Below are 22521 nucleotides of genomic sequence, written 5' to 3'. Positions count from 1 at the left end.
ACTCGGACATTTCATGGAATGTGGATGTGCAAAATTTTACGGTTTGGGGCTGCCGGAGAGCGCCGCGGCCAGGCAGGCGAGCGGTACGGCCGGCAGCGTGTAGCGGTAGTCGAACTCGGCCACGGCGGGCGGCACGATCAGCAGCACCCATGCCGTCGACCAGGGCAGCAGCCACGCGCCCTGGTAGCTCCTGCGCCTGATCGCCATGACCGGCGGAACGAGCAGGATCACCAGGAGGGCGGCGCCCGGCAGGTGCGCAACGTCCTGGTAGGCGCGCATCCAGCCGGCGAACGGCTCCACGATGTCCGTGCCAATAGCGCCATTTTCGTATTTTTGTGCGAATTGTGCGCCGACTTGGGCGGGATAACGGCCCGGCGGTCCCGGGGGATTCACAGGGAACTCGTAGTAGCCGTAGATTTCCGTGTCCGGATAGACCGGCCTGCCCAGCTCGAAGGTGCGGGCCAGCTCCGACAGCACCGAGCCCGCGTAGTCGAGCGGCTGGGCGCGGATGGCCAGCAGCGCGAACCTGCCCGCCAGCTCGTCGTTGGCCCGGGAGAAGGTGATGCCGGGCAGCTTCACCAGCGGCGCGTCCTTGGCCCAGATGTACTCCTGCGACGGCGGCCGCCGGCCCGCCGGACGCGGGTCGCACAGCACGGCCAGGTCGGCGGGCGGATCCATCCTGGCGCAGTCGGCGAACGACATCGTGCGGGCGTAGAGGAAGACGCCGTTGGCGCCCACGATGCCGACCCGCTGGTAGGTGGCGTGGAACCAGGCTCCGTAGGCCAGCACCGGCAGCAGCGCGGCCGCCGCCATGACGCCGGCCGGCCCGATCCGCCTGCGCAGCAGCAGCCACGCGCCGATGACCACGACGAGCGGCTGGCCGACGGTCCTGGTGAGGGAGGCGAAGGCCAGCAGCAGCCCGATGGCGAGAGCCGTACGCCAGGTCAGGTTCTTCCTGATGGCCAGGACCACGGCCGCCACCACCAGGAACGTGAACAGCGCGTCGGAGACCAGCAGGTGCTCCAGCTCGATCTGGTAGGCGTCGAGCAGCACGGGAACGGCGGCCAGCGTGGCCGCCCACCGCGGCACCCTGCGGGCGGCCAGGTAGACCAGGACGCCGGTGGCCAGGCCCAGCAGGTGCTGGACGGCGGTCACGGCCGCGAAGCTGTGGAAGGGCTGCAGCAGCTTGAGGAAGAGCGAGTAGCCCGCCGGGCGCACCAGGTCGGGGCGCGGGTGGAAGACGGTGACGATGTAGGTGTAGGAGTCGGGGAACCACAGCGCGGGCCGGTAGCCCAGCATCGTGATCGCCCGCAGCAGGGCGCCGAGCGCGAACACGGCCAGGAACCAGCGGTGCCGCCGGCCCCACGGGCCTGCCGCCTTCCGCGCCCTCGCCGCCGCGTCGCGCGACGCCTGGGCGAGCCGTCGCGTCCAGGCCACTCGCCTCCAGGCCGTCAGCCCGGTCTCCACCCCGCGTGTCCTCCGTCCCCGACGCTGCAGCCACCGGCCGGGCGGCACCCGACGCCAGCCGTACGCTACCCGCTCCTGCCACCGCTCCCGGCTACGCGGCGTCCCGCGCCCGGCGCGCCCGTCGTGACCCCGGCCACGGCCGGGTGGTGTGAGCGGTGGCCCGCGTTGGATAGCCTCCCGATCAACCGATGAGACTGGCCTGGTTCGATCAGACGCGCGGACCGTCGGCGGGCAGGGTGCTCGCCGTCGTCTCCGTGCTGCCCGCCCTCGCCGTGGCGAGCTGGCTGCTGGCCGGGCTGCCGCTGCTGCTGGCCGGCTGGTTCCGCCCGCTGCCCACCCTGGCGCTCAGCGTCGTGGTCCTCGTGGCGCTGTGCGGGATCACGCTGCCCAGGATCACCGACCTCGACGCCACGGCCTGGCAGGCCGGCGGCGTCGTCGGGATCGCGTTCGGCTCGCTGGTCTTCAACGCCGTCCTGCACAGCGAGCAGCTCATCGTCCGCCGCGACCCCGCCACCTACGCCCAGTACGCCATCTGGATCGCCAGGAACGGCTTCCTGCCCATCCCGCAGCAGGCCGACGCGTTCGGCGGCCCCGACCCCGCACTGCGCTTCGACAGCATGGGCTTCTACGACTCCGACGGCGCGGTCGTGCCGCAGTTCCTGCCGGGCCCGCCGATGCTCTACGCCGCGGGGGAGTGGCTGGGCGGGCTGCTGCTCACGCCGCCCGTGCTCGGCGCGCTCGCCGTGCTCGTCGTGGCGGGGGTGGTGGCCAGGCTGGCGGGCGCCCGGTGGGCCCCGCTCGCGGCGCTGACCTTCGCGATCAGCATGCCGATCCTCTACACCTCGCGCGCCACGTTCAGCGAGATCGCCTCCGTCATCCTGATCTTCGGCGGCATCGCCCTTCTGCACGACGCCCACGACAGGTGGGAGACGGCCGTGGCGGGACTGGTGTTCGGGCTGGCGGTGCTCGTGCGCATCGACGCGCTGCGCGACGTGCTGCCGGTGCTCGCCTTCGGCGGGCTGCTGGTCGCGCTGCGGCGCGGCTTCTCCCTGCTGGCGGGGCTGGCCGTGGGCGTGGGGCTGGGCTTCGTCGCGGCATGGGTGTTCGCGGGGCCCTACCTCGACTACCTGTCCCGTTCGGTGCGTCCGCTGCTGCTGATCTGTGTCGTGGTTCTGGTCCTGACCGCCGTCGGCACGGCGCTGGCGGGACGGCTGGCGCGGATCAGGCCGCCCCGGCGGCTGCCCGAGATCGGCGCCGCCCTGGTCGTCCTGGTCATGGTCGGCCTGGCCGTACGCCCGTGGGTGCAGACGGTGCACCGCACCCCCGTCACGGTCGAGGACCGGACCACCTTCCGGTTCCTCGAGGCGACCCAGAAGGCCAACGGCCTGCCCGTCGACGGCACCCGGCTCTACTTCGAGGACTCGCTGTTCTGGGTGGTCTGGTACGTCGGCGTCCCCATCGTCGTGCTGGCGACGCTGGCCGCGGCCGTCCTGGTCAGGCGGATGCTGCGCGGCTCCTCCGGCGAGTGGTTGCTGCCGCTGGCCGTCATCGGCTGGACCACCGTCACCACCCTGCTGCGTCCCGAGATCACCCCCGACCACCCGTGGGCCACCCGCCGCCTGGTGCCGATCGTCATCCCCGGCCTGATCGCGCTGGCCATGTGGGGGCTGGCCTGGTCGCGCGACAAGCTGGGCCGGCGGGGCCACGGCACGCGCTGGTTCGCCGCGGCCGGCGCGGTGCTCGTCCTCGTGCCGGTGGCGGTCGTCTCCATCGGCACCGCCTTCACCCCCGTCGAGCGCGGCGAGCGCGCCGCCGTCGCCGGGCTGTGCGCGCGGATCCCCCCCGACGCCTCCGTGCTGATCGTCGAGCGGGTCACCGCCGACCGGTTCACGCAGGTCGTGCGCGGCACCTGCGGCCTGCCCACGGCACAGGTGAACAGGTCGTCGGGGTTCGACGTGGCCGCGCCGGGTGAGGTCCGCCGGCTGGTCGAACGCATCCGCGCGGCGGGCCGCCGGCCCGTCCTGCTGGCCGCCGAAAGCCGCCAGCTGGCGCCGTACGGCACGCCGCGGCACGTGGTCTCCCTCGACACCCGCCAGGACGAGCGCTCGCTCGTCGAGCCGCCCAACGGGACGTGGCGTCTGGTGGTCGACGTGTGGATGGCGCTGCCGGTGTAAGAGCGAGGTGAGCGGGCAGTGGGGGTGGCCAAGGAGCCACGATCACATTCCAGGTAACGGTACCCTCGTCCCACGTGAGCACGCTTGAGCCCCCCGAGACTGGATCCGCTGTGGAAGCTACGCCGTACGTCACGATCGTCCTGCCCTGCTACAACGAGCAGGACCACGTCATTGACGAGGTCGAACGCATCACCGAGGCGATGGACTCGAGCGGCTACACCTACGAGCTGGTCGCGGTCGACGACTGCTCGACCGACGAGACGCTGGTCAGGCTGCAGGAGGCGGCTCCGCGTTTCCCGCACATGCGCATCCGCGCCTTCCACCGCAACGGCGGCTCGGGCACGGTCCGCAGGATCGGCACCCAGGAGGCGCGCGGCGAGATCGTCGTGTGGACCGACGCCGACATGACCTACCCGAACGAGCGGATCCCCGAGCTCGTCCAGATCCTCGAGAAGGACCAGACGGTCGACCAGGTCGTGGGCGCGCGGACCAGCGAGGAAGGCTCGCACAAGCTCCTGCGGGTGCCCGCCAAGTGGGTGATCCGCAAGATCGCGGAGAAGCTCGCCGGGCAGAAGATCCCCGACCTCAACTCGGGGATGCGCGCGTTCCGCAAGTCGGTGGCCAGGCCGTACCTGAGGCTGCTGCCTCCCGGTTTCTCCTGCGTCACGACGATCACGCTGTCGTTCCTGTCGAACCAGCACGACGTCTACTACCTGCCGATCGACTACGCCAAGCGGGCGGGCAAGTCCAAGTTCAGCTTCGTCAGCGACGCCTACCGCTACATCCTGCAGGTGCTGCGGATGGTGATGTACTTCAACCCGCTCAAGGTCCTGATGCCGCCCGCGCTGTGGCTGGTGGTCCTCGGCCTGGGCAAGGGCGTCTACGACGTGGCCCGCTACGGCTTCTACCTCACCAGCAACACCATCGTGATCTTCCTGTCCGGCATGCTGATCGGCTCGGTCGCGCTGCTGGCCGACCTGATCGTGAGGTCGCGCGGCGAATGAGGATCGCGATCGTCGGCCCCACGTACCCGTACAAGGGCGGCGGGGCCCAGCACACCACCGAGCTGGCGCGCCGGCTCGCGGCCCTGGGCCACGACGTGGTGATCGAGTCGTGGAAGGCGCAGTACCCGTCCTTCCTCTACCCGGGGCAGCAGACGATCGACGTGCCCGAGGGCGAGCCGTACCCGAAGACGCGCAGGAAGCTCGACTGGCGCAGGCCCGACGGGTGGCTGGCGGCGGGCCGCCGGTTCAGGACCGCCGACCTGGTGATCCTGGCCGTCCTCAGCCCGGTGCAGGTGCCGCCCTATCTCGGCATCGCGTACGGCGTGGGCCGCGCGGCCAGGGTCGTGGCGCTGTGCCACAACGTGCTGCCGCACGAGCGCAAGCCCTGGGACGAGCCGCTGATGAGGGCGCTGCTCCGGCGGGTCGACGGCGTGCTCACCCACTCCGAGGAGCAGGCGGAGCTGGCCAGGAGCCTGACGGGCAGGCCGGTCAGCACGGCCGCGCTGCCGCCCCACCTGCCCGCCAGGAGTCAGGCCAGGGGCGAGGGCGTCCACCGCAGGCTGCTGTTCTTCGGCATCGTCCGCCCCTACAAGGGGCTCGACCTGCTGCTCAGGGCGCTGCCCGAGGGCGTCTCGCTGACCGTGGCGGGCGAGTTCTGGGGCGGGATCGAGCAGACGAAGGCGCTGGTCGCCGAGCTCGGCATCGGAGACCGGGTCGAGCTCAGGCCGGGCTACGTGGCCGCCGCCGACGTGCCCGCGCTGTTCGCCGCGGCCGACGCGCTCGTCCTGCCGTACCGGCACGCCACCGCCAGCCAGAACGTCTGGCTGGGCCACGAGCACGGGGTGCCGGTGATCGCGACGCGGGTCGGCGCGCTGGCCGACAACGTCCGCGACGGCGTCGACGGGCTGCTGGTCGAGCCCGGTGACGTCGAGGCGCTGCGCAAGGCGATCGAGCGCTTCTACGAGGACCCGGAGCGGCTGCGCGCGGGCGTGCGGGCGGTCGACCCCGAGCCCTACTGGAGCGACTACACCGACACGCTCCTCGGGGCCTGAGAGGATGCGGGTGTGGTGAGGGAAAAGCAGCTGGAGTACTCCGAGTTCCAGTCGGCGATGCTCGACGAGGCGAAGCGCCGGCGCAAGGCCGCGAAGATCATCGCGGTGCTGGAGCACTTCCACGGGCCGCTCGACGGGCTGACGGTCGGCGACATCGGCTGCTCGGCCGGGTTCATCGCCGACGAGCTGGCCGCGGCGGGCGCGGGCCGCACACTGGGCATCGACATCGACGTGCCGGGCCTGCGCAAGGCGGCCGACAGGTTCGGCAAGCGGGTGGCCTTCATCTGCGGCGACGGCACCGCGCTGCCCTTCCCCGACGGCTCGGTCGACGTGCTGGTCTTCAACCACATCTACGAGCACGTCATCGACCCCGACGCGGTCGTGGCCGAGATGCACCGCGTGCTGTCCGACGACGGCGTCCTCTACCTCGGCCTCGGCAACAAGCTCGGCATCATGGAGCCGCACTACAAGCTGCCGTTCCTGTCCTACCTGCCGCCCGCGCTCGCCGACCGCTACGTCCGCGCCTTCGGCCGGGCCGACCACTACTACGAGCGCTTCCGCACCCGGCGTGGCCTGCGCCGGATGACCCGCGCCTTCCACGTGTGGGACTACACCTTCCCCGTGCTGGCCACGCCCGCGGCCTTCGCCGGCGGCGAGCTGTTTCCCGGAGCGCTCGGCAGGCTCGTCAAGACCGTGCTGGCCAGGACACCGCGCGGGGTGCTCAAGCTGATGCTCCCGCTGGTGCCGACCTACCTGTGGGTGGCCACCAAGCGGCCGCGCACCCCCGCGGGCGCCAGGCTCCCGCAGCCGCCGGAGCGACTGTGAAGAAGGCGGTACGGCTCGGCTTCCTGCTGGTCGCCCTCGGCTTCGGGGCCTGGGTCGTCGCCAAGCAGTGGGACTCCGTGCTGGCCGGGTTCGCCAGGCTGACCTGGCCCATGGTGGCCGGCTCGCTCGTCTCCGTCGTCGCCGCCCTGCTGGCCGCCATGCTGACCTGGCGCACCCTGCTGGCCGATCTGGGCTCCCCGTTGCGGCTCAGGCCGGCGGCCAGGGTGTTCTTCGTCGGCCAGCTCGGCAAGTACATCCCCGGCGCGGTCTGGCCGGTGCTCGCCCAGATGGAGATGGGCAAGGACCTCGGCGTGCCACGCGCGCGCAGCGCGGCGGCCTTCTTCCTGATGATGCCGATCCAGCTGGCCACCGGGCTGCTGGTCACGCTGGTCACGCTCGGCTGGGACCGCTTCGGCTGGGCGCTGCTGCTCATCCCGGTGCTCGCCGTGCTGCTCGAACCCAAGGTGATCAACTCGCTGATCGGCTTCGGCCTGCGCAAGCTGAAGCGCGAGCCGCTCGAACGGCCGCTGACCCGCAGGGGCATGCTGGCCGCGCTGGCCTGGTCCGTGGCCGGCTGGACCGCCTACGGCGCCCACCTCTACCTGCTGGCCGCCGACATGGGCGCCTCGGGCGGGCTGCTGTTCTCCGTCGGCGCGTTCGCGCTGACGTGGTGCCTGGGCATCATGACCTTCGTCGTGCCTGCCGGGGCGGGGGTGCGCGAGGCGGCCATGGTGGCGGTGATGTCGCCCGTGCTCGACCGCGGCTCGGCGCTCGCGCTCGCGCTCTGCTCCCGCATGGTGATCATCCTCGGGGATCTCGTCTGCGCCGCCATCGCGGGCGCCGCCGCCAAGTCCGCCATGGACCGCAATTCCGTGTGATTCGCCCCACACGGTCGTAGGGTTGAGGGCAGGCGAGGGTCTTCTGGGGAGGGATCTTTCGTGATACCCCGAGTGCTCATCGACGCGGCCGCCGTGCCGGCCGATCGTGGCGCGCTGAACAGGTATGTCGACGGGCTCGTCGGTGGGCTCCACCGGGCGGGCGCCGATGTGAGCGTGGCCTGCCAGCGGGCCGACGCCGACCGGTACGCCAGGATCGCGCCGTCGGCCAGAGTGGTGCCGGGGCCCGCCTCCATCACCAACAAGGCGGCCAGGCTCACCTGGGAACAGTCCGGGCTGCCGCTGATCGCCCAGCGGGTGGGCGCCCAGGTCATCCACGCGCCCTACTACTCGATGCCGCTGCGCTCCGGCCTGCCCGCCGTGGTGACCGTGCACGACGTCACCTGGTTCAGCCAGCCGGAGCAGCAGGAGTCCGTCTTCTTCCGGTCGGCCACCCGCACCGCCGTACGGCACGCTCACCGCGTGATCGTGCCGTCCAAGGCGACGCGCGACGAGCTGGTCAAGGTACTGGCCGCCGACCCGACCAGGATCGACGTGGCCTACCACGGCGTCGACCACGCGATGTTCCACTCGCCCAGCGAGGCGGAGATCGGGCGGGTGGCCGACCGGCTGGCGCTGCACGGCCGGCCGTACGTCGCCTTCCTGGGCGCGCTGGAGCCGCGCAAGAACGTGCCGAACCTGATCAGGGGCTTCGCCAGGGCCGTCGAGGGGCTGCAGGACCCGCCCGCGCTGGTGATCGGCGGCGGAGTGCACGAGGCCGACGTCGACGCGGCCGTCAGCGAGGTGTCGGCGACGGTGAAGGTCGTCAGGCCCGGCTACCTGTCCTACGCCGACCTGCCGGGCTTCCTCGGCGGCGCGCTCGTGGTGGCCTTCCCCTCCATGGGTGAGGGCTTCGGGCTGCCGGTGCTGGAGGCGATGGCCTGCGGGACGCCCGTGCTCACCACGCGGCGCACCTCGCTGCCCGAGGTCGGCGGCGACGCGGTCGCCTACACCGAACCCGACTCCGACAGCATCGCCACCGCGCTCCGCCAGCTGCTCACCTCGGCCGAGCGGTGCGCGGGGCTCGCGGCCGCGGGCCTCGCCAGGGCGAAGGAGTTCAGCTGGGACGCCTCCGCACAGGCACATCTGTTGTCCTATCAACGCGCGGTCGAATAGTTGGGTAACCTCACGGGGTGATGGGAAGCTCCTTGCCAGGTCTTGAGGCCATACTCCTGGTCGGAGGCCAGGGAACGCGCCTGCGCCCACTGACGCTCGGCACACCGAAGCCGTTGTTGCCGACAGCCGGAGTTCCGTTCCTGGCGCACCAGCTCGCCCAGGCGCGCTCCTTCGGCGTACGGCGCATCGTGTTCGCCACGTCCTACAAGGCAGCGATGTTCGAGCCGGTCTTCGGCGACGGCTCCGCGATGGGCCTCGAACTGGTCTACATGACCGAGGAGACGCCGCTCGGCACCGGTGGAGCGATCCGGAACGCGGCCCAGGCGCTGACCGCGGGTCCCGACGACCCCGTGCTGATCCTCAACGGCGACATCCTGTCCGGGCACGACGTCGGCGACCAGGTCAGGCAGCACGTCGCCCGCGAGGCCGCGGTGACGCTGCACCTGACCGAGGTCGACGACCCGTCGCGGTTCGGCTGCGTGCCGACCGACGCCGACGGGCGGGTCACCGCGTTCCTGGAGAAGACCCCGCATCCCGTGACCAACCGCATCAACGCCGGGTGCTACGTCTTCACCCGGTCGGTGATCGACTCCATCCCGCCGGACGAGGTCGTGTCGGTGGAGCGGCAGACCTTCCCAGGGCTGATCGAGTCGGGCGCCCTGGTGCTCGGCTACGCCGACCGCAGCTACTGGCTCGACGTCGGCACACCCGCCGCCTTCGTGCAGGGCTCGCGCGACCTGGTCCTCGGCCGGCTCAGCTCCCCGGCGCTGCCCGGGCCGACGGGCGAGTCGCTGACGCTCGACGGGGCCGTCGTGTCGCAGGAGGCCAAGGTCACCGGCGGCTCGGTGGTGGGGGCGCGGGCGGTGGTCGAGGCGGGCGCCTCGGTGCGCGGCAGCGTGCTCGGCGACGGGTGCGTGATCGAGAAGGGGGCGACGGTGGTCGACTCCCTCATCGGGCTCGGCGCGCGCATCGCCAAGGGCGCCACGGTGCGTGACTCGGTGATCGGCGACGGCGCGACCGTGGGGCCGGGCAACGAGCTGCAGGCGGGGGCCCGGATCTGGCCTGGCGTGGTGCTGCCGGAGTGCGCGGTCCGCTTCTCCAGCGACGCGTAGCCTGGCTGTCATGGACGGCCTCTCCCCGGCCCCGGACGCCCGCCCGGTCCGTACGGCGGCGCCCCGCCCCCTGTCGGCCGTGCGGCCGAGACCGGTGGCCGCGATGGAGCGGAGGCTGGCGGTCGGCGCCGACCACGCGCGGATCCTGGGGCCGCACCAGCACGGCGGGCACGACCCGACCTGGCACCGGGCCGCCGACGGCACCATCTGGCGCACCTGCCGCACCCCTGACGGTCCCGGCACCCTGCGCGTCACCAGATGGGGCGGCCAGGCGTGGGGGCCAGGCGCGGCGTGGCTGCTCGACTCGCTGCCCGGCCTGCTGGGCGCGGAGGACGATGTCTCCGGCTTCGTGGTGCACCATGACGTGCTGCGGGGCTACGGCGTGCCCGGGATCGGGCGCACCGGCCGGGTGCTCGAGGCACTGGTGCCCGCCGTCCTGGAGCAGAAGGTGGTCGGCCGGGAGGCGTGGCGCGCGTGGCGGTACCTGCTGCGCAGGTACGGCACGCCCGCGCCGGGGCCGGCGCCCGAGGGCATGCGGGTGATCCCCGAACCCGAGGTCTGGCGCCAGATCCCCGCCTGGGACTGGCATCGGGCGGGTGCGGAGGCCGTGCGCGCCAGGACGATCGCCACCGCAGCCTGGCATGCGGACAAGCTGGAAGCAGCCGCCGACTCCGCCTCGCTGGACCGGCTCCTGCGGGCGTTGCCCGGCATCGGAGTCTGGACGTCGGCGGAGGTTCGGCAGCGCTGCTGGGGTGATCCCGACGCGGTGAGCGTCGGCGACTACCATCTCGCCTCGATCGTGGGCTGGGCGTTGACGGGGCGAAAGGCCGACGACGCCGAGATGTTGCGGTTGCTCGAGCCGTACCGGGGGCACCGGCACCGGGCCTGCCTCCTGGTCGAGCTCACCGGGCGGCGGCCGCCCGCGCGCGGGCCTAGGCTGCCCGCCCGCGACTACCGGTCATTCTGAAAGGCGGCTTCCTCCAGTCCCTGCCGTCGCGCGAGTCGGTGCCCAGGAACGGGCCGGCGATGGCGAGGAGGGCGATGAGGCTGACGACGAAGATCCAGGACATGATGTGCTCCTTTTGCTCACCTCCAATTATTGTCTGTGCATCTATTTACGTCCATCGAGACTTTCTACGAACTACCCTTCAGCATTGCTTAACGACTAGGGTGCCGGTATGACCCAAGTCAGCGATTCCGCACTCCGTCGCGCGCTCGCCCGCGCCCGCGACGGCAAGGCCCTCGACCGCACCGAGGCCGCCGTGCTGCTCCAGGCCCGTGACGAGCATCTGGACACCCTGCTGGAGCACGCCTCGCGCGTGCGTGACGCCAACGGCCGCAACGGCGTCATCACCTACAGCAGGAAGGTCTTCATCCCGCTGACCAGGCTCTGCAGGGACAGGTGCGGCTACTGCACCTTCGCCACCGCGCCGGGCAAGCTGCCCGCCGCCTTCCTGAGCCCCGACGAGGTGCTGGAGATCGCCAGGCAGGGCGCGGCCATGGGATGCAAGGAGGCGCTGTTCACGCTCGGCGACCGGCCGGAGGACCGCTGGCACCAGGCCCGCTCGTGGCTGGACGCCCACGGCTACGACGACACGCTGTCCTACGTGCGGGCGATGGCGATCAGGGTGCTCGAGGAGACCGGCCTGCTGCCCCACCTCAACCCGGGCGTGCTCTCGTGGCGGGACTTCCAGCGGCTCAAGCCCGTCGCCCCCTCGATGGGCATGATGCTGGAGACCACCTCGCGCCGGCTGTTCGAGGAGAAGGGCCAGCCCCACTACGGCTCGCCCGACAAGGACCCCGCGGTACGGCTGCGCGTGCTGGAGGACGCCGGCCGCTCCAACGTGCCCTTCACCACCGGCATCCTGATCGGGATCGGCGAGACGATCGAGGACAGGGCGGAGTCCATCTTCGCGATGCGCCGGGTGGCCAGGGAGTACGGCGGCATCCAGGAAGTCATCGTGCAGAACTTCCGCGCCAAGCAGGACACGGCGATGCGCGGGCTGCCCGACGCCTCCCTGCAGGAGCTGGCCGCGACGATCGCGGTGACCAGGCTGGTGCTGGGGCCCAAGATGCACGTCCAGGCGCCGCCGAACCTGGTCGACGACGAGTACGCGCTGATGATCAGGGCCGGGATCGACGACTGGGGCGGGGTGTCGCCGCTCACGCCCGACCACGTCAACCCCGAGCGTCCGTGGCCGCACATCGACGAGCTGGCCGCCCGTACGGCCGCCGCCGGGTTCGAGCTGAAGGAACGGCTGACGATCTATCCCGAGTACGTGCTGGCCGGCGAGCCATGGCTCGACCCCCGGCTCTTCGCGCACGTCTCGGCGCTGGCGGACCCGGCCACCGGGCTGGCGCGCGAGGACGCGCCGCTGGTAGGACGGCCCTGGCAGGAGCCCGACGGCGGGTTCGAGGCGGCCGGGCGCACCGAGTTGCACGTCGAGGTCGACACCTCCGGCCGCACCAACGACCGGCGCGACGACTTCGACGACGTCTACGGCGACTGGGAGGCCCTGCGCGACCGCCTCCCCGGCGGCGGGCCCTCCTCCTCCGACGCCCAGGAGGCGCCTGCCGGCGCCGTCGGGGCGCCCGGGGCAGGCGTCATGGGAGACGTCGCCGAGGCGCTCCGCCAAGCCGAACGCGACCCGGCCGGCCTGACCGACGCCCAGGCCGTCGCCCTGCTCGGCGCCGACGGCGAGGCCCTGGAGGAGCTGGCCCGTCTCGCCGACCACCTCAGGCGGGAGGCCGTGGGCGACGACGTCACCTTCGTCGTCAACCGCAACATCAACTTCACCAACGTCTGCTACACCGGCTGCCGGTTCTGCGCCTTCGCCCAGCGGAGGACCGACGCCGACGCCTACACCCTCTCGCTCGACCAGGTGGCCGACCGCGCCCAGGAAGGCTGGGAGGCGGGCGCCACCGAGGTGTGCATGCAGGGCGGCATCCACCCCGACCTGCCCGGCACCGCCTACTTCGACATCGCCAGGGCGGTCAAGGCCAGGACGCCCGACATGCACGTCCACGCCTTCTCCCCGATGGAGGTCATCAACGGCGCCAGCCGTACGAACCTGTCCATCGAGGACTGGCTGGTCGCGGCCAAGGAGGCGGGCGTCGACTCCCTTCCCGGCACCGCGGCCGAGATCCTGGACGACGACGTGCGCTGGGTGCTGACCAAGGGCAAGCTGCCGGCCAAGGAATGGATCGAGGTCATCACCACCGCGCACCGGGTGGGCATCCCGACGACCTCGACGATGATGTACGGCCACGTGGACACCCACCTGCACTGGGTGCGGCACATCAGGCTCATCCGCGAGATCCAGGAGCGGACCGGCGGCTTCTCCGAGTTCGTGCTGCTGCCGTTCGTGCACCACAGCGCGCCCATCTACCTGGCGGGCATCGCCAGGCCCGGCCCCACCGCCCGCGAGAACCGGGCCGTCCACGCCCTGGCGCGGATCCTGCTGCACGGCGCGATCGACAACATCCAGTGCTCGTGGGTGAAGCTTCGCGACGACCTGTGCAAGCAGGTGCTGCGGGGCGGCGTCAACGACCTGGGCGGCACGCTGATGGAGGAGACGATCAGCCGGATGGCGGGGTCGGAGAACGGCTCCTACAAGACCATCAGCGAGATCGGCGAGATGGTCGCCGCCGCGGGGCGCCCGCTGCGCCAGCGCACCACCGAGTACGGCACGCCGTCGGCGGAGCGGCTGGCGGCGTCGGCGGCCAGCGACGGCGTCTGCCGCAGCGTCCGCCGCCCCCTGCCAGTCGTCTGACCATTCCACCGGATATCCACGAGTCACCCGGCAGCCGACTGAATGGGTGGTTCCGGCGGGTGAGGCGGAGGCCGGGCCCGGGTGAGCGGACTGCCCGCCGTCGCACGACGGCGGGCTCCCGGCGGGTCAGCGGGTGACGATGAAGTCGGCGGCGTCGCGCGGGGCGCGGTCGCGGGGCGGCGCGGCGGCGTGCCCGATGGCGACGCACCCCATCGGGTCCCACGACTCGGGCAGGTCGAGCACCTCACGCACCACCGGGCGGCAGAACATCGTCGACGACACCCAGGCCGAACCGAGCCCCTCCACCGCCAGCTGGACCAGGAAGTTCTCCACCCCCGCGCCCGTCGCGACGACGAACATCTCCCGCTCGGCCGCGTTGCGCCTGTCGTCGCGGTAGGTGTGCGAGCCCTCCATCACCAGGCAGGGCACGGCCAGGTAGGGGGCGTTCCGCAGGACGTCGCCGCGCCTGATCCGCTTGGCGATCGACTGCTCGGAGAACCCGTCGCCGCGCAGGTCGGCGATCCACGCCTCGCGCATGGCGTCCACCAGCCGCAGCCGCGTCTCGGCCGACTCCACCAGCACGAACCGCCACGGCGTCGTGTGGTGCGGCGCGGGGGCCGCGATGCCGGCCGCCACGGCCCGCCGTACCGCCTCCGGGTCGACGGGGGCGGAGGAGAACTCCCTGATCGTACGGCGGGCGAAGACCACGTCGCGGGAGCCGTAACGGAACAGGTCCTCGTCGGCGGGACGGATGAGCGGGCGGACCCCCGGACCGTCGTCATCGGTCACCAGATGGGACAGGCCGCGCACGATCGCCACCGGGACGCCCGCGACCTTGCCCTTGACCAGCTCGGCCGCCGCGGCGATCTCGTCGATCAGCGCGGTCACCGTGACGACGAGCGGGTTGCCGTGGGTGTCGGTGCCGCCCCTGAAGTCCTCGAGCGGCCGCACGCCCGCCGCGCCGACGGCGACGTCGGTGAGCCCGTGCCGCCATGGCCGGCCGAAGGTGTCGGAGACGATGACGCCGACGCGCCCGCCGAGGGCGGCCCTGATCCGGCGCGCGGAGGCGTCGGAGTCCTCGGGCAGCAGCAGGACGGTGCCCGGCTCGGTGTTGGAGGCGTCGACGCCGGCCGCGGCCATGACGAATCCGTGGCGGGTCTGGGAGATGACGGTGTCGCCTCGCCTGGCGACCACGCGGTCGGTCTCCTCCTCGATGGCCGCGGTGCGGTCGGTGTCCTGGCGGAGGCGGCCCTCGGCCTTGCTGACGATCTTGGAGGTGATGACGACGATGTCGCCGTCACGCAGGTCCTCCGCCTTCAGCAGCGCGGCGATGTCGTCGCCGGGACGGACCTCGCCGATGCCCTGGACGCCGAAGACCTGGATCCCGGCGGTCATCGCTTCAGCTCCTCGGCCAGGGACAGGGCGGCGCGGGCGATGTCGGCGGCGGCGTCGGCGTCGTGCATGATCAGGGGCCGGGCCTCGACGCGCACGCCGTCGAGGGCGACGGCGGCGTCCTCCTCCGCCACGAGCCAGCCGTCGATCAGGTCGGCGCCGTAGAGGGACAGCACGGCCTGCGCGCTGGTCTCCACGCCGATGGCCGTCAGGCAGGCATCGGCCATGCCGCGCACGGGCGCCCCGCCGATGATGGGGGAGACGCCGACGACCGTCTTGGCGACCAGGGCGTCACGGATGCCGGGGATCTGCAGGATGGTGCCGATGCTCACCACCGGGTTCGAGGGCGGCAGGATCACCACGTCCGCCTCGGCGATCGCCTCGAGGACGCCCGGGGCGGGCCTGGCCGTGTCGGCGCCGATCAGCGCGATCGACTCGGCGGGCACGGAGGCGCGCAGCCGTACCCACCACTCCTGGAAGTGGACGGCGCGGCGGCCCTGGTCGTCGCTGATGACGACGTGGGTCTCGCAGCGGTCGTCGCTCATCGGCAGCAGCCGCACCCCCGGCTGCCACCGCGCGCACAGCGCCTCGGTCACCTGGGAGAGGGTGTAGCCGGCCTCCAGCATCTGCGAGCGCACGATGTGGGTGGCGAAGTCACGGTCGCCGAGCCCGAACCACTGCGGCTCGACGCCATAGGCGGCCAGCTCCTCCTTGACGACGTGGCTCTCCTTCTCTCGCCCCCAGCCCTGTTCCTCGTTGATGCCGCCGCCGAGCGTGTACATCACGGTGTCGAGGTCGGGGCAGACCCGCAGGCCGAAGAGGGTGATGTCGTCACCGGTGTTGCCGATGACGGTGATCTCGGCGTCGGGGACGGCGGCACGCAGGCCGCGCAGGAAGCGGGCTCCGCCGATGCCGCCGGCTAGGGACACGATACGCATGCCGTCAGTCTTGCATCCGGGTCTCGGAGACCTGTCCGGAGCGGCAGCGTTCCATGTCCTCATGTCATGAAATTTCAGTGCATCTGGGCTGATCAGGGAGGATTGGGGTAGATGAGCTTGCTGGGACTCCCGCCACCAAAGTCAGGTATGTGGCAAACTCCCCTCGGGTGGTAAGCCACCAGCAGGGGGTTAACTGTGAGCAAAATAGACGTCAGCCGGCTGAGAGAGCCGGCTGCATTGATCATGCTTGCCGTCGCGGCGGGGAACGTCCTCGCCGCGCTCGTGCGTTTGCTGGTCTCCGAGTCCGGCACGGTGTCCTCGCTGGTGCTCAGGGCGCGCATGGTCCAGGGTGACCTGACGAGCCCCGTCGGGGCCGCGCTCGCCGTCGGCGCCGTGGTCCTGGTCACCCAGCTGGGCGGAAGCCCCACCCCCAAGGCCAAGACCATCGCCTACGGCGCGGCCGGCACGCTGGCCGCGGGTGCCGTCTTCGGCGCCATCGCGCTGCTGCTGGGCCTGTTCGCGGGCCTGGGCTTCGCCGCTCTGCTGGCCTTCGTGCTCACCGGCGTCCCCACCCTCGCGCTCACCGCACTCGGCGTGGTCTACCTGCTCCCGCAGGTGCTCGCCGCACGTCCTGCCACCCCCTCCTTCAGCGGGTACGGCCAGCAGCCAGGCTTCGGCCAGCAGCCCGGATTCGGTCAGCAGAGCTTCGGCCAGCAGCCTCCGAGCCAGGCGCCCGGCCACCAGACTCCGGGCCAGCAGACTTCGGGCCAGCAGCCGCAGGGCCAGCACCCCTCCGCGCCGCAGCCCCCCTCCGGCCAGCAGTACGGCCAGCAGCCCCCCGGCCAGACCCAGCAGTACGGCCAGTCCACCGTCGGGTACGCCCAGCAGCCCCCCTCCTCCGGTCACGCCTCGCAGCCGGCGGCCCACGGCGGCCCGCAGGGCTACGACCAGCAGCCGTTCGGCCAGGGCGCCGCCGCCGGCCCCGCCCCGCAGCAGGTCCAGCCGGAGGTGGCCTACCAGCCGCCGCCCAGACCCGAACTGCCCGCCCTGCCGCCCGCGCCCACGCCGCAGCCCGAGCCGCAGACCGCCTACGCGGCGCCTCAGCCGGAGCCGCAGAGCGCCTACGCGCCGCTGCCTGAGTCGCAGAACCTCTACGCCGCGCAGCCGGAGCCGCAGAATCTTTACGCGCCCCAGCCGGAGTCACAGAGCGCCTATGCGGCCCCCCAGGCGGAGTCGCGGAACGTCTACGCGCCGCAGCCGGAGTCGCAGAACGTCTACGCCGCGCAGCCGGAGTCACAGAGCCTTTACGCGCCCCAGCCGGAGTCGCCGAGCCTCTACGCGTCGCCGTCTGAGCCGCAGAACCTCTACGCGCCCCAGCCGGAACCGCAGAGCGCCTACGCGGCACCTCAGCCGGACCCGCAGAGCGCCTACGCGCCGCAGCCGGAGTCGCAGAACCTCTACGCCGCCCAGCCCGAGTCGCAGAGCCTCTACGCGCCGCAGCCGGGCGCCTACACCTCGCTGGACAGCCCCTACGCCGAGGCGCCCCAGCAGACCGCCTACGACACGCCGCAGCAGCCCGCCTACGCGCCGGTCGAGCCGCAGCCGAGCGCCTACGCGCCCGAGCCCCAGACCTACCGGCCCGAGCCGGCATCCTACGCCTCGCCGCAGGAGCAGAACGGCTACACGCCGTCCGAGACGCTGCCGAGCAACGGCTTCGCGCCGCAGCAGGACTACCAGCCCGCGCCGTACGTGCCCGCCGACAGCCTCCCCAACGCCTACAACCCGCCGCCGAGCGCACCGGCCGCCTACGACACGCCGCCGAGCGCCTACGACACGCCGTCCTACCAGCCGGCCGAGACCGCGCCGAGCACGCCGTACCCGCAGGCGGAGCCGCAGCAGCAGCCCTACTACGAGCAGCCGCCCGCCTTCGAGCAGCAGAGCGGCACCCCGTTCGCCGGTTACTCGGGCCAGGAGTACGCGCAGCAGCAGCCGCCCTACGCCGAGCCCGACCCGCCCGTCGACCCGCGCTCGCAGCAGATGCTGCACGCCTACCAGCAGGCGGAGAGCTACCAGCAGTCGACCGCCGGCACGCATCCGCAGTTGCACTTCGACGCGGCGCAGCCGTACCAGCAGCCCTACGACGACCCGTTCGGCCACCCGCAGTCCCCGCCCGCGGCCACCTACCCGCAGGGGCAGCACGCCGAGTCGACGATCAGGTTCGACCAGAGCGGCTACCGCCCGGGAGACGACCCTATCGACCCGACGGCCATCTACACGCCGAACGATCCGCGCCGGTAAAAAGGCCGGTAAGAGGGCCGGTAAGAGGTCGGTCAATTCCGGATAGAGAGAAGGTGGGCCCTGGGCGGGCGTCAAGTCTGCCCTGGTACGGTTCCGACCGCTGACAGCGTTGAACAAGTCACGGCAAGGCCATGGATACCGGATTCACACGGTCGTGAACCTCCCATGGCAAGCACACCGGGGCGAGGTGGTCTTTCCCCGGATACCGGCATGCCGCTTGACGTCGGCCACGGCCCGCGCGTGTAATTACAGCCATGTTGTTACGCCTCCAGGAGGGGTATAGAGGGAGGCGTCTATGGGGGGCTCCATTGCGGGCGGGCGGCAGGGAGGTGTGCAGTGACCGACTTGGTGGTCATCGCACAAGATCAGCTTGAGGCTGAAGAACTCGGCTGGCAGGAGCGTGCGTTGTGCGCTCAGACCGATCCTGAGGCGTTCTTCCCGGAGAAGGGTGGCTCCACCCGAGAGGCCAAGAAGGTCTGTCGTTCATGCGAGGTGCGGGCCGAGTGCCTGGAATACGCACTCGAGCACGACGAGCGGTTCGGCATCTGGGGTGGGCTGTCCGAGCGGGAACGCCGAAGGATCAAGAAGCAGGCCGTTTAACTGATTCAACGAGATATCTACGAAGGGTCACGCGGCGGTTCGGTGTCTGCCGCGTGACCCTTTTCGGCTGTCATGGTGCCCGACGCTGATCATCTCCCCGGTTGGGGCCGACCCGCCGACCGTGTCGTCGGCGCCGGCAACAGCAGCAGGAACGGCTCGGCCGCGGGCTTCCCCGGAAGGGCCCTCCGGTCCGTGGCCGGGGTGGTCAGCGTTCGTCGTAGCCGGGGTCGACCGTCTCGGGGGACACGCCGAGCAGGGACGCCACCTGCTCCACCACCGTGTCGTGGACGAGCGCCCCCAGCATGTCGCGGTCGCGTGCCCGCGCCTCCAGCGGCCGCCGGTAGATCACCACCGACGCCGGCTGGGAGCCCGACGCCGCGTCGGCGCGGCCGAAGGGGATCGGGTCCGATCCGAGCCGGCCGGGCCCGTCGCCCAGCTCGCTGGCCGGCGGGACCTCCTCCACCGCGAACTCCACGGCGGCCAGCTGCTTGCCCCACTTGGGCTTCAGCCGGTCGACCGCGTCGAGGACGAGGTCGTCGAAGCGCTCGCTGCGCGAGCGGGCAAGGGGAACGTACGAGGGAGCGAGCGGACCGCGAAGGCCGCGCCCGTGGCGGTCGCGCCGTCGAGGGCCGCGCGTCGGTGTCACACCCCAAGCTTAAGCTTTCGGCCGCACCCAATCAGGGCCGACATCGGTACAGGTGGGTGGAAACAGTGGGACAGGTGTCCGAATTGTGGCGACACGCTCGTTAAGAGTGCTCAGGTAGTGGCGCCTCGCACGCATAGCAGATACGGTCCCTCCGTGAGCCCCGTCCGTCGCTGTTCCCGCACTGCGTGCAGTCAGCCTGCCGTCTTCACGCTCACGTACGTATACGCCGACTCGACCGCTGTTCTCGGCCCCTTGGCGACGTACGCGGAGCCGCATTGCTACGACCTGTGCGCCGAACACGCCGAACGGCTGACCGCCCCCCGTGGTTGGGAGGTCGTGCGCCTGCCGACGGACGGTGCCAGCCCGAGCACCGATGACCTCGAGGCGTTGGCCAACGCCGTGCGCGAGGCGGCCAGGCCGCCCTCGTCCGGCAGCACCGAGCCCGTCGGGCAGGGTGTGGAGGTCGGCCGGCGCGGTCATCTGCGTGTTCTGCGCTCCGCCCAACCCCACCGGGAGCGCTAGTAGGCTCGTCCCAGTAAGCAGGCGACCAAGGGGCGGACGAGTGGGCGATCTCTCCAGGATCTTCAAGGCGTACGACGTGCGCGGCGTGGTGCCCGAGGAGCTCGACGAGGAGAGCGCCGAGGCCGTCGGGGCGGCGTTCGTCGACGTGCTCGGCGCCGAGCAGGCCGTCCTCGCCCATGACATGCGGGTCTCCTCGCGCGCGCTGGCCGACGCCTTCATCCGCGGCGCCACCGCCAGGGGCGCGGACGTGATCGACGCCGGGCTCGGCTCCACCGACCTGCTCTACTACGCCAGCGGCAGCCTCGGTCTGCCCGGCGTGATGTTCACCGCCAGCCACAACCCCGCCCGCTACAACGGCATGAAGATGTGCCGGGCCGAGGCGGTGCCGGTGGGCGCCGGCACCGGGCTGACCGAGATCCGCGACAGGGCCGCCGGCTACCTCGCCGGCGGCATCCCCGCCGGCCGTACCGGCACCAGGATCGAGAAGAACCTGCTCCACGACTACGCCCGGCACCTGCGCTCCCTGGTCGACCTGTCCGGCATCAGACCGCTCAGGGTCGCCGTCGACGCGGGCAACGCGATGGGCGGTCACACCGTCCCCGCGGTCTTCGAGGGGCTGCCGATCACGGTGACGCCGCTCTACTTCGAGCTCGACGGCACCTTCCCCAACCACGAGGCCAACCCGATCGAGCCCGACAACCTGCGCGACCTGCAGCGGGCCGTCCTCGACAACGGCGCCGACCTGGGGCTGGCCTTCGACGGCGACGCCGACCGGTGCTGGGTGATCGACGAGCGTGGCGAGTCGGTCTCGCCGTCCACGATCACGGCCCTGGTGGCGGCCCGCGAGCTGGCCAAGCACCCGGGCTCGACCGTCATCCACAACCTGATCACCTCGCGCGGCGTGCCGGAGATCATCGCCGAGCACGGCGGCGTGCCGGAGCGCACCCGGGTGGGTCACTCCTTCATCAAGGCCGAGATGGCCCGCACGGGCGCGGTCTTCGGCGGGGAGCACTCGGCCCACTACTACTTCCGCGACTTCTGGTTCGCCGACTCCGGCATGCTGGCCGCGCTGCACGTGCTGGCCGCGCTGGGCGAGCAGGATCGGCCGTTGTCGCAGGTGCTGGCGCCGTTCGCGCGCTACAGTGCCAGCGGCGAGATCAACAGCACGGTCGCCGACCAGCAGGAGGCCCTGCGGCGGGTGCGTGAGCGTTTCACGGGCCGCGGCGAGTTCGACGAGCTCGACGGCCTGACCGTGACGGGGTCCGGCTGGTGGTTCAATCTGCGTCCGTCCAACACCGAGCCGCTGCTCAGGCTGAATGCCGAGGCGGCCGACCCGAGCCAGATGGCGGCGATCAGGGACGAGGTCCTCGCCGTTGTAAGGAGCTGAAACAGTGAAGATCGACGACTGGCTGCTGGAGATCCTGGCCTGCCCGGCGTGCAAGGCGCCGTTGCGCGCGCAGGACGACCCCGACGGCACGGACGAGCTGGCCTGCACCGGCTGCGGCCTGGTCTATCCGGTCAGGGACGACATCCCGGTGCTGCTCGTGGACGAGGCAAGGAAGCCGTGACCTGGGAGCCCGAGCGGCTCGACGATCAGACCCTGCTCGCCGAGGCCGACCAGGGCGGTATGCTGCCCGTGGTCGCTTCCGCGGCCGCGCAGGTGCGCACCGCCCACCGCGACGCGAGCGAGGCGGGCGTCGCGCGCCTCACCCGTGACGGCAGGCCCAGGGCGATCGTGGTGGCGGGCATGGGCGCGGCCGCGCTCGCGGGCGACATCCTGGCCGCGGTCTGCGGGTACGGCGCACCGCTGCCGATCATCACCGTGCGCTCCGGCCGGCTGCCCGGCTGGGTCGGCGCGACCGACCTGGTGATGGCGGTGTCGAGCTCGGGCCGGACGGCGGAGACGCTCGCCGCGGCGACCGAGGCCGTACGGCGGGGCGCGTCGCTGCTGGTGGTCAGCGCTCCGGAGTCGCCGTTGCAGGCGATCGCCACGCAGGCCTCGGCGCTGTTCGTGCCGGTGCGGGCGCACGGCCCTTCGCGCGCGAACCTGTGGGGCCTGGCCGTACCTCTGCTGGTGGCGGCCGGGTCGCTGGGGATCGCGCAGGCGGACGCCGACCTGTTCGAGGGGGCGGCCAGGGCGCTGGAGGAGATGGCGCACCGCTGCCGTCCCACGAGCGAGTCGTTCATCAACCCGGGCAAGTCGCTGGCCATGGAGCTGGCCGACAGCGTGCCCGTGCTCTGGGGGACCTCGCCGCTGACGGCGGTCGCCGCCCACCGGCTGGCGCTCCAGCTCAACGAGAACGCCAAGTATCCGGCGATCTGGGGCGAGATCCCCGAGGCCGGGCACAACCAGCTGGCCGTGCTCGACGGCCCGCTGGCCCAGCGCGACATCTTCGCCGACACCGCCGAGCGCACGCTGCGCCTGGTCGTGTTGCGCGAGGCCGACGACCGTCCGCAGGAGCTGCTCAGAATGGCCCAGGACCGCGGGGTCCCGGTCAGCGAGCTGACCGCGGAAGGCGTCACGCCGCTCGAACGGCTGGCCACGCTGATCGAGCTGGGCGACTACGCGAGTGCCTACCTCGCGCTCGGGTACGGCACTGATCCGACCCCGGTGACCTCGATCACAGAGCTAAAGGCGAGACTTTCCCAATAGGATCCCATGTCCGG

The 22521-nt window shown here is 71.8% G+C and carries 19 protein-coding genes; 15 read left to right on the top strand and 4 right to left on the bottom strand.

Annotated features, from left to right (window positions below; translation table 11 throughout):
- Positions 1-36: 36 nt before the first annotated feature.
- Positions 37-1437 carry a hypothetical protein gene (locus tag ACWEVS_RS00770; RefSeq protein ID WP_452549296.1) on the bottom strand — a complete coding sequence of 467 codons (1401 nt, stop codon included), beginning with the start codon at positions 1435-1437 and terminating at the stop codon, positions 37-39.
- Positions 1438-1655: 218 nt separating this feature from the next.
- On the opposite strand from ACWEVS_RS00770, the gene ACWEVS_RS00765 reads away from it, so the two are divergent.
- The 9 genes from ACWEVS_RS00765 (at position 1656) to ACWEVS_RS00725 (ending at position 13458) form a co-directional block, all read left to right on the top strand.
- Positions 1656-3641, top strand: coding sequence for a hypothetical protein (locus ACWEVS_RS00765; RefSeq protein WP_452549295.1), 1986 nt, complete (start codon positions 1656-1658; stop codon positions 3639-3641).
- A 110-nt stretch (positions 3642-3751) separates the two neighbouring features.
- A complete protein-coding gene (locus ACWEVS_RS00760) occupies positions 3752-4645 on the top strand; it encodes a glycosyltransferase family 2 protein (RefSeq protein WP_354906029.1) in 894 nt (297 codons plus the stop codon).
- Entirely contained in the window at positions 4642-5697 is a 1056-nt protein-coding gene (locus ACWEVS_RS00755) for a glycosyltransferase family 4 protein (protein WP_452417094.1), read from the top strand. The genes ACWEVS_RS00760 and ACWEVS_RS00755 overlap by 4 nt, the downstream gene beginning before the upstream one ends.
- Before the next feature lie 15 nt (positions 5698-5712).
- Positions 5713-6522 carry a class I SAM-dependent methyltransferase gene (locus ACWEVS_RS00750; protein WP_354906026.1) on the top strand — a complete coding sequence of 270 codons (810 nt, stop codon included), beginning with the start codon at positions 5713-5715 and terminating at the stop codon, positions 6520-6522.
- The gene (locus tag ACWEVS_RS00745) at positions 6519-7400 is read left to right on the top strand and encodes a lysylphosphatidylglycerol synthase transmembrane domain-containing protein (RefSeq protein WP_449920403.1); all 882 of its coding nucleotides are present in this window, start codon (positions 6519-6521) and stop codon (positions 7398-7400) included. Before ACWEVS_RS00750 ends, ACWEVS_RS00745 begins: the two co-directional genes overlap by 4 nt.
- Before the next feature lie 60 nt (positions 7401-7460).
- The gene (locus ACWEVS_RS00740) at positions 7461-8573 is read left to right on the top strand and encodes a glycosyltransferase family 4 protein (RefSeq protein ID WP_452549292.1); all 1113 of its coding nucleotides are present in this window, start codon (positions 7461-7463) and stop codon (positions 8571-8573) included.
- 20 nt (positions 8574-8593) lie between these two features.
- Complete coding sequence (locus ACWEVS_RS00735) at positions 8594-9685, top strand: mannose-1-phosphate guanylyltransferase (RefSeq protein ID WP_449920407.1); 1092 nt, start codon at positions 8594-8596, stop codon at positions 9683-9685.
- Positions 9686-9695: 10 nt separating this feature from the next.
- Positions 9696-10652 (top strand): DNA-3-methyladenine glycosylase family protein, encoded by a 957-nt coding sequence (locus ACWEVS_RS00730; RefSeq protein WP_452417090.1) that lies wholly within the window; start codon positions 9696-9698, stop codon positions 10650-10652.
- Positions 10653-10863: 211 nt separating this feature from the next.
- A complete protein-coding gene (locus tag ACWEVS_RS00725) occupies positions 10864-13458 on the top strand; it encodes a bifunctional FO biosynthesis protein CofGH (protein ID WP_452549290.1) in 2595 nt (864 codons plus the stop codon).
- 126 nt (positions 13459-13584) lie between these two features.
- Here the strand turns inward: ACWEVS_RS00725 and ACWEVS_RS00720 are convergent, their stop codons facing one another.
- Both ACWEVS_RS00720 and cofD read right to left on the bottom strand, forming a co-directional pair.
- On the bottom strand, positions 13585-14853 hold the full coding sequence (locus ACWEVS_RS00720) for a coenzyme F420-0:L-glutamate ligase (protein ID WP_354906016.1): 1269 nt from the start codon (positions 14851-14853) through the stop codon (positions 13585-13587).
- Positions 14850-15788: a 2-phospho-L-lactate transferase gene (gene cofD, locus ACWEVS_RS00715; RefSeq protein ID WP_452417087.1), complete on the bottom strand. Its 939-nt coding sequence runs from the start codon at positions 15786-15788 to the stop codon at positions 14850-14852. Before cofD ends, ACWEVS_RS00720 begins: the two co-directional genes overlap by 4 nt.
- Before the next feature lie 195 nt (positions 15789-15983).
- On the opposite strand from cofD, the gene ACWEVS_RS00710 reads away from it, so the two are divergent.
- Both ACWEVS_RS00710 and ACWEVS_RS00705 read left to right on the top strand, forming a co-directional pair.
- Positions 15984-18086 (top strand): hypothetical protein, encoded by a 2103-nt coding sequence (locus tag ACWEVS_RS00710; RefSeq protein ID WP_452549288.1) that lies wholly within the window; start codon positions 15984-15986, stop codon positions 18084-18086.
- Between the two features lie 336 nt (positions 18087-18422).
- Positions 18423-18686, top strand: coding sequence for a WhiB family transcriptional regulator (locus tag ACWEVS_RS00705; RefSeq protein WP_354906012.1), 264 nt, complete (start codon positions 18423-18425; stop codon positions 18684-18686).
- Between the two features lie 205 nt (positions 18687-18891).
- On the opposite strand, the gene ACWEVS_RS00700 is transcribed toward ACWEVS_RS00705, so the two are convergent.
- Entirely contained in the window at positions 18892-19332 is a 441-nt protein-coding gene (locus ACWEVS_RS00700; protein ID WP_354906011.1) for a metallopeptidase family protein, read from the bottom strand.
- A gap of 153 nt (positions 19333-19485) precedes the next feature.
- Here ACWEVS_RS00700 and ACWEVS_RS00695 point away from each other — a divergent pair, with 153 nt between their 5' ends.
- The 4 genes from ACWEVS_RS00695 to ACWEVS_RS00680 are packed head-to-tail and all read left to right on the top strand — an operon-like array spanning position 19486 to position 22507.
- The gene (locus ACWEVS_RS00695) at positions 19486-19854 is read left to right on the top strand and encodes a DUF3499 domain-containing protein (protein WP_354906010.1); all 369 of its coding nucleotides are present in this window, start codon (positions 19486-19488) and stop codon (positions 19852-19854) included.
- 40 nt (positions 19855-19894) lie between these two features.
- Positions 19895-21241 carry a phosphomannomutase/phosphoglucomutase gene (locus ACWEVS_RS00690; protein ID WP_452417084.1) on the top strand — a complete coding sequence of 449 codons (1347 nt, stop codon included), beginning with the start codon at positions 19895-19897 and terminating at the stop codon, positions 21239-21241.
- Positions 21242-21245: 4 nt separating this feature from the next.
- Complete coding sequence (locus tag ACWEVS_RS00685; protein WP_354906006.1) at positions 21246-21422, top strand: Trm112 family protein; 177 nt, start codon at positions 21246-21248, stop codon at positions 21420-21422.
- Positions 21419-22507 carry an SIS domain-containing protein gene (locus ACWEVS_RS00680; protein ID WP_449920425.1) on the top strand — a complete coding sequence of 363 codons (1089 nt, stop codon included), beginning with the start codon at positions 21419-21421 and terminating at the stop codon, positions 22505-22507. Before ACWEVS_RS00685 ends, ACWEVS_RS00680 begins: the two co-directional genes overlap by 4 nt.
- Positions 22508-22521 lie beyond the last annotated feature (14 nt).

It is taken from the genome of Nonomuraea sp. NPDC003754, assembly GCF_053605785.1.
The sequence above is the reverse complement of the archived record's forward strand: the minus strand, read 5'-3'. Positions and strand labels throughout refer to the sequence as shown.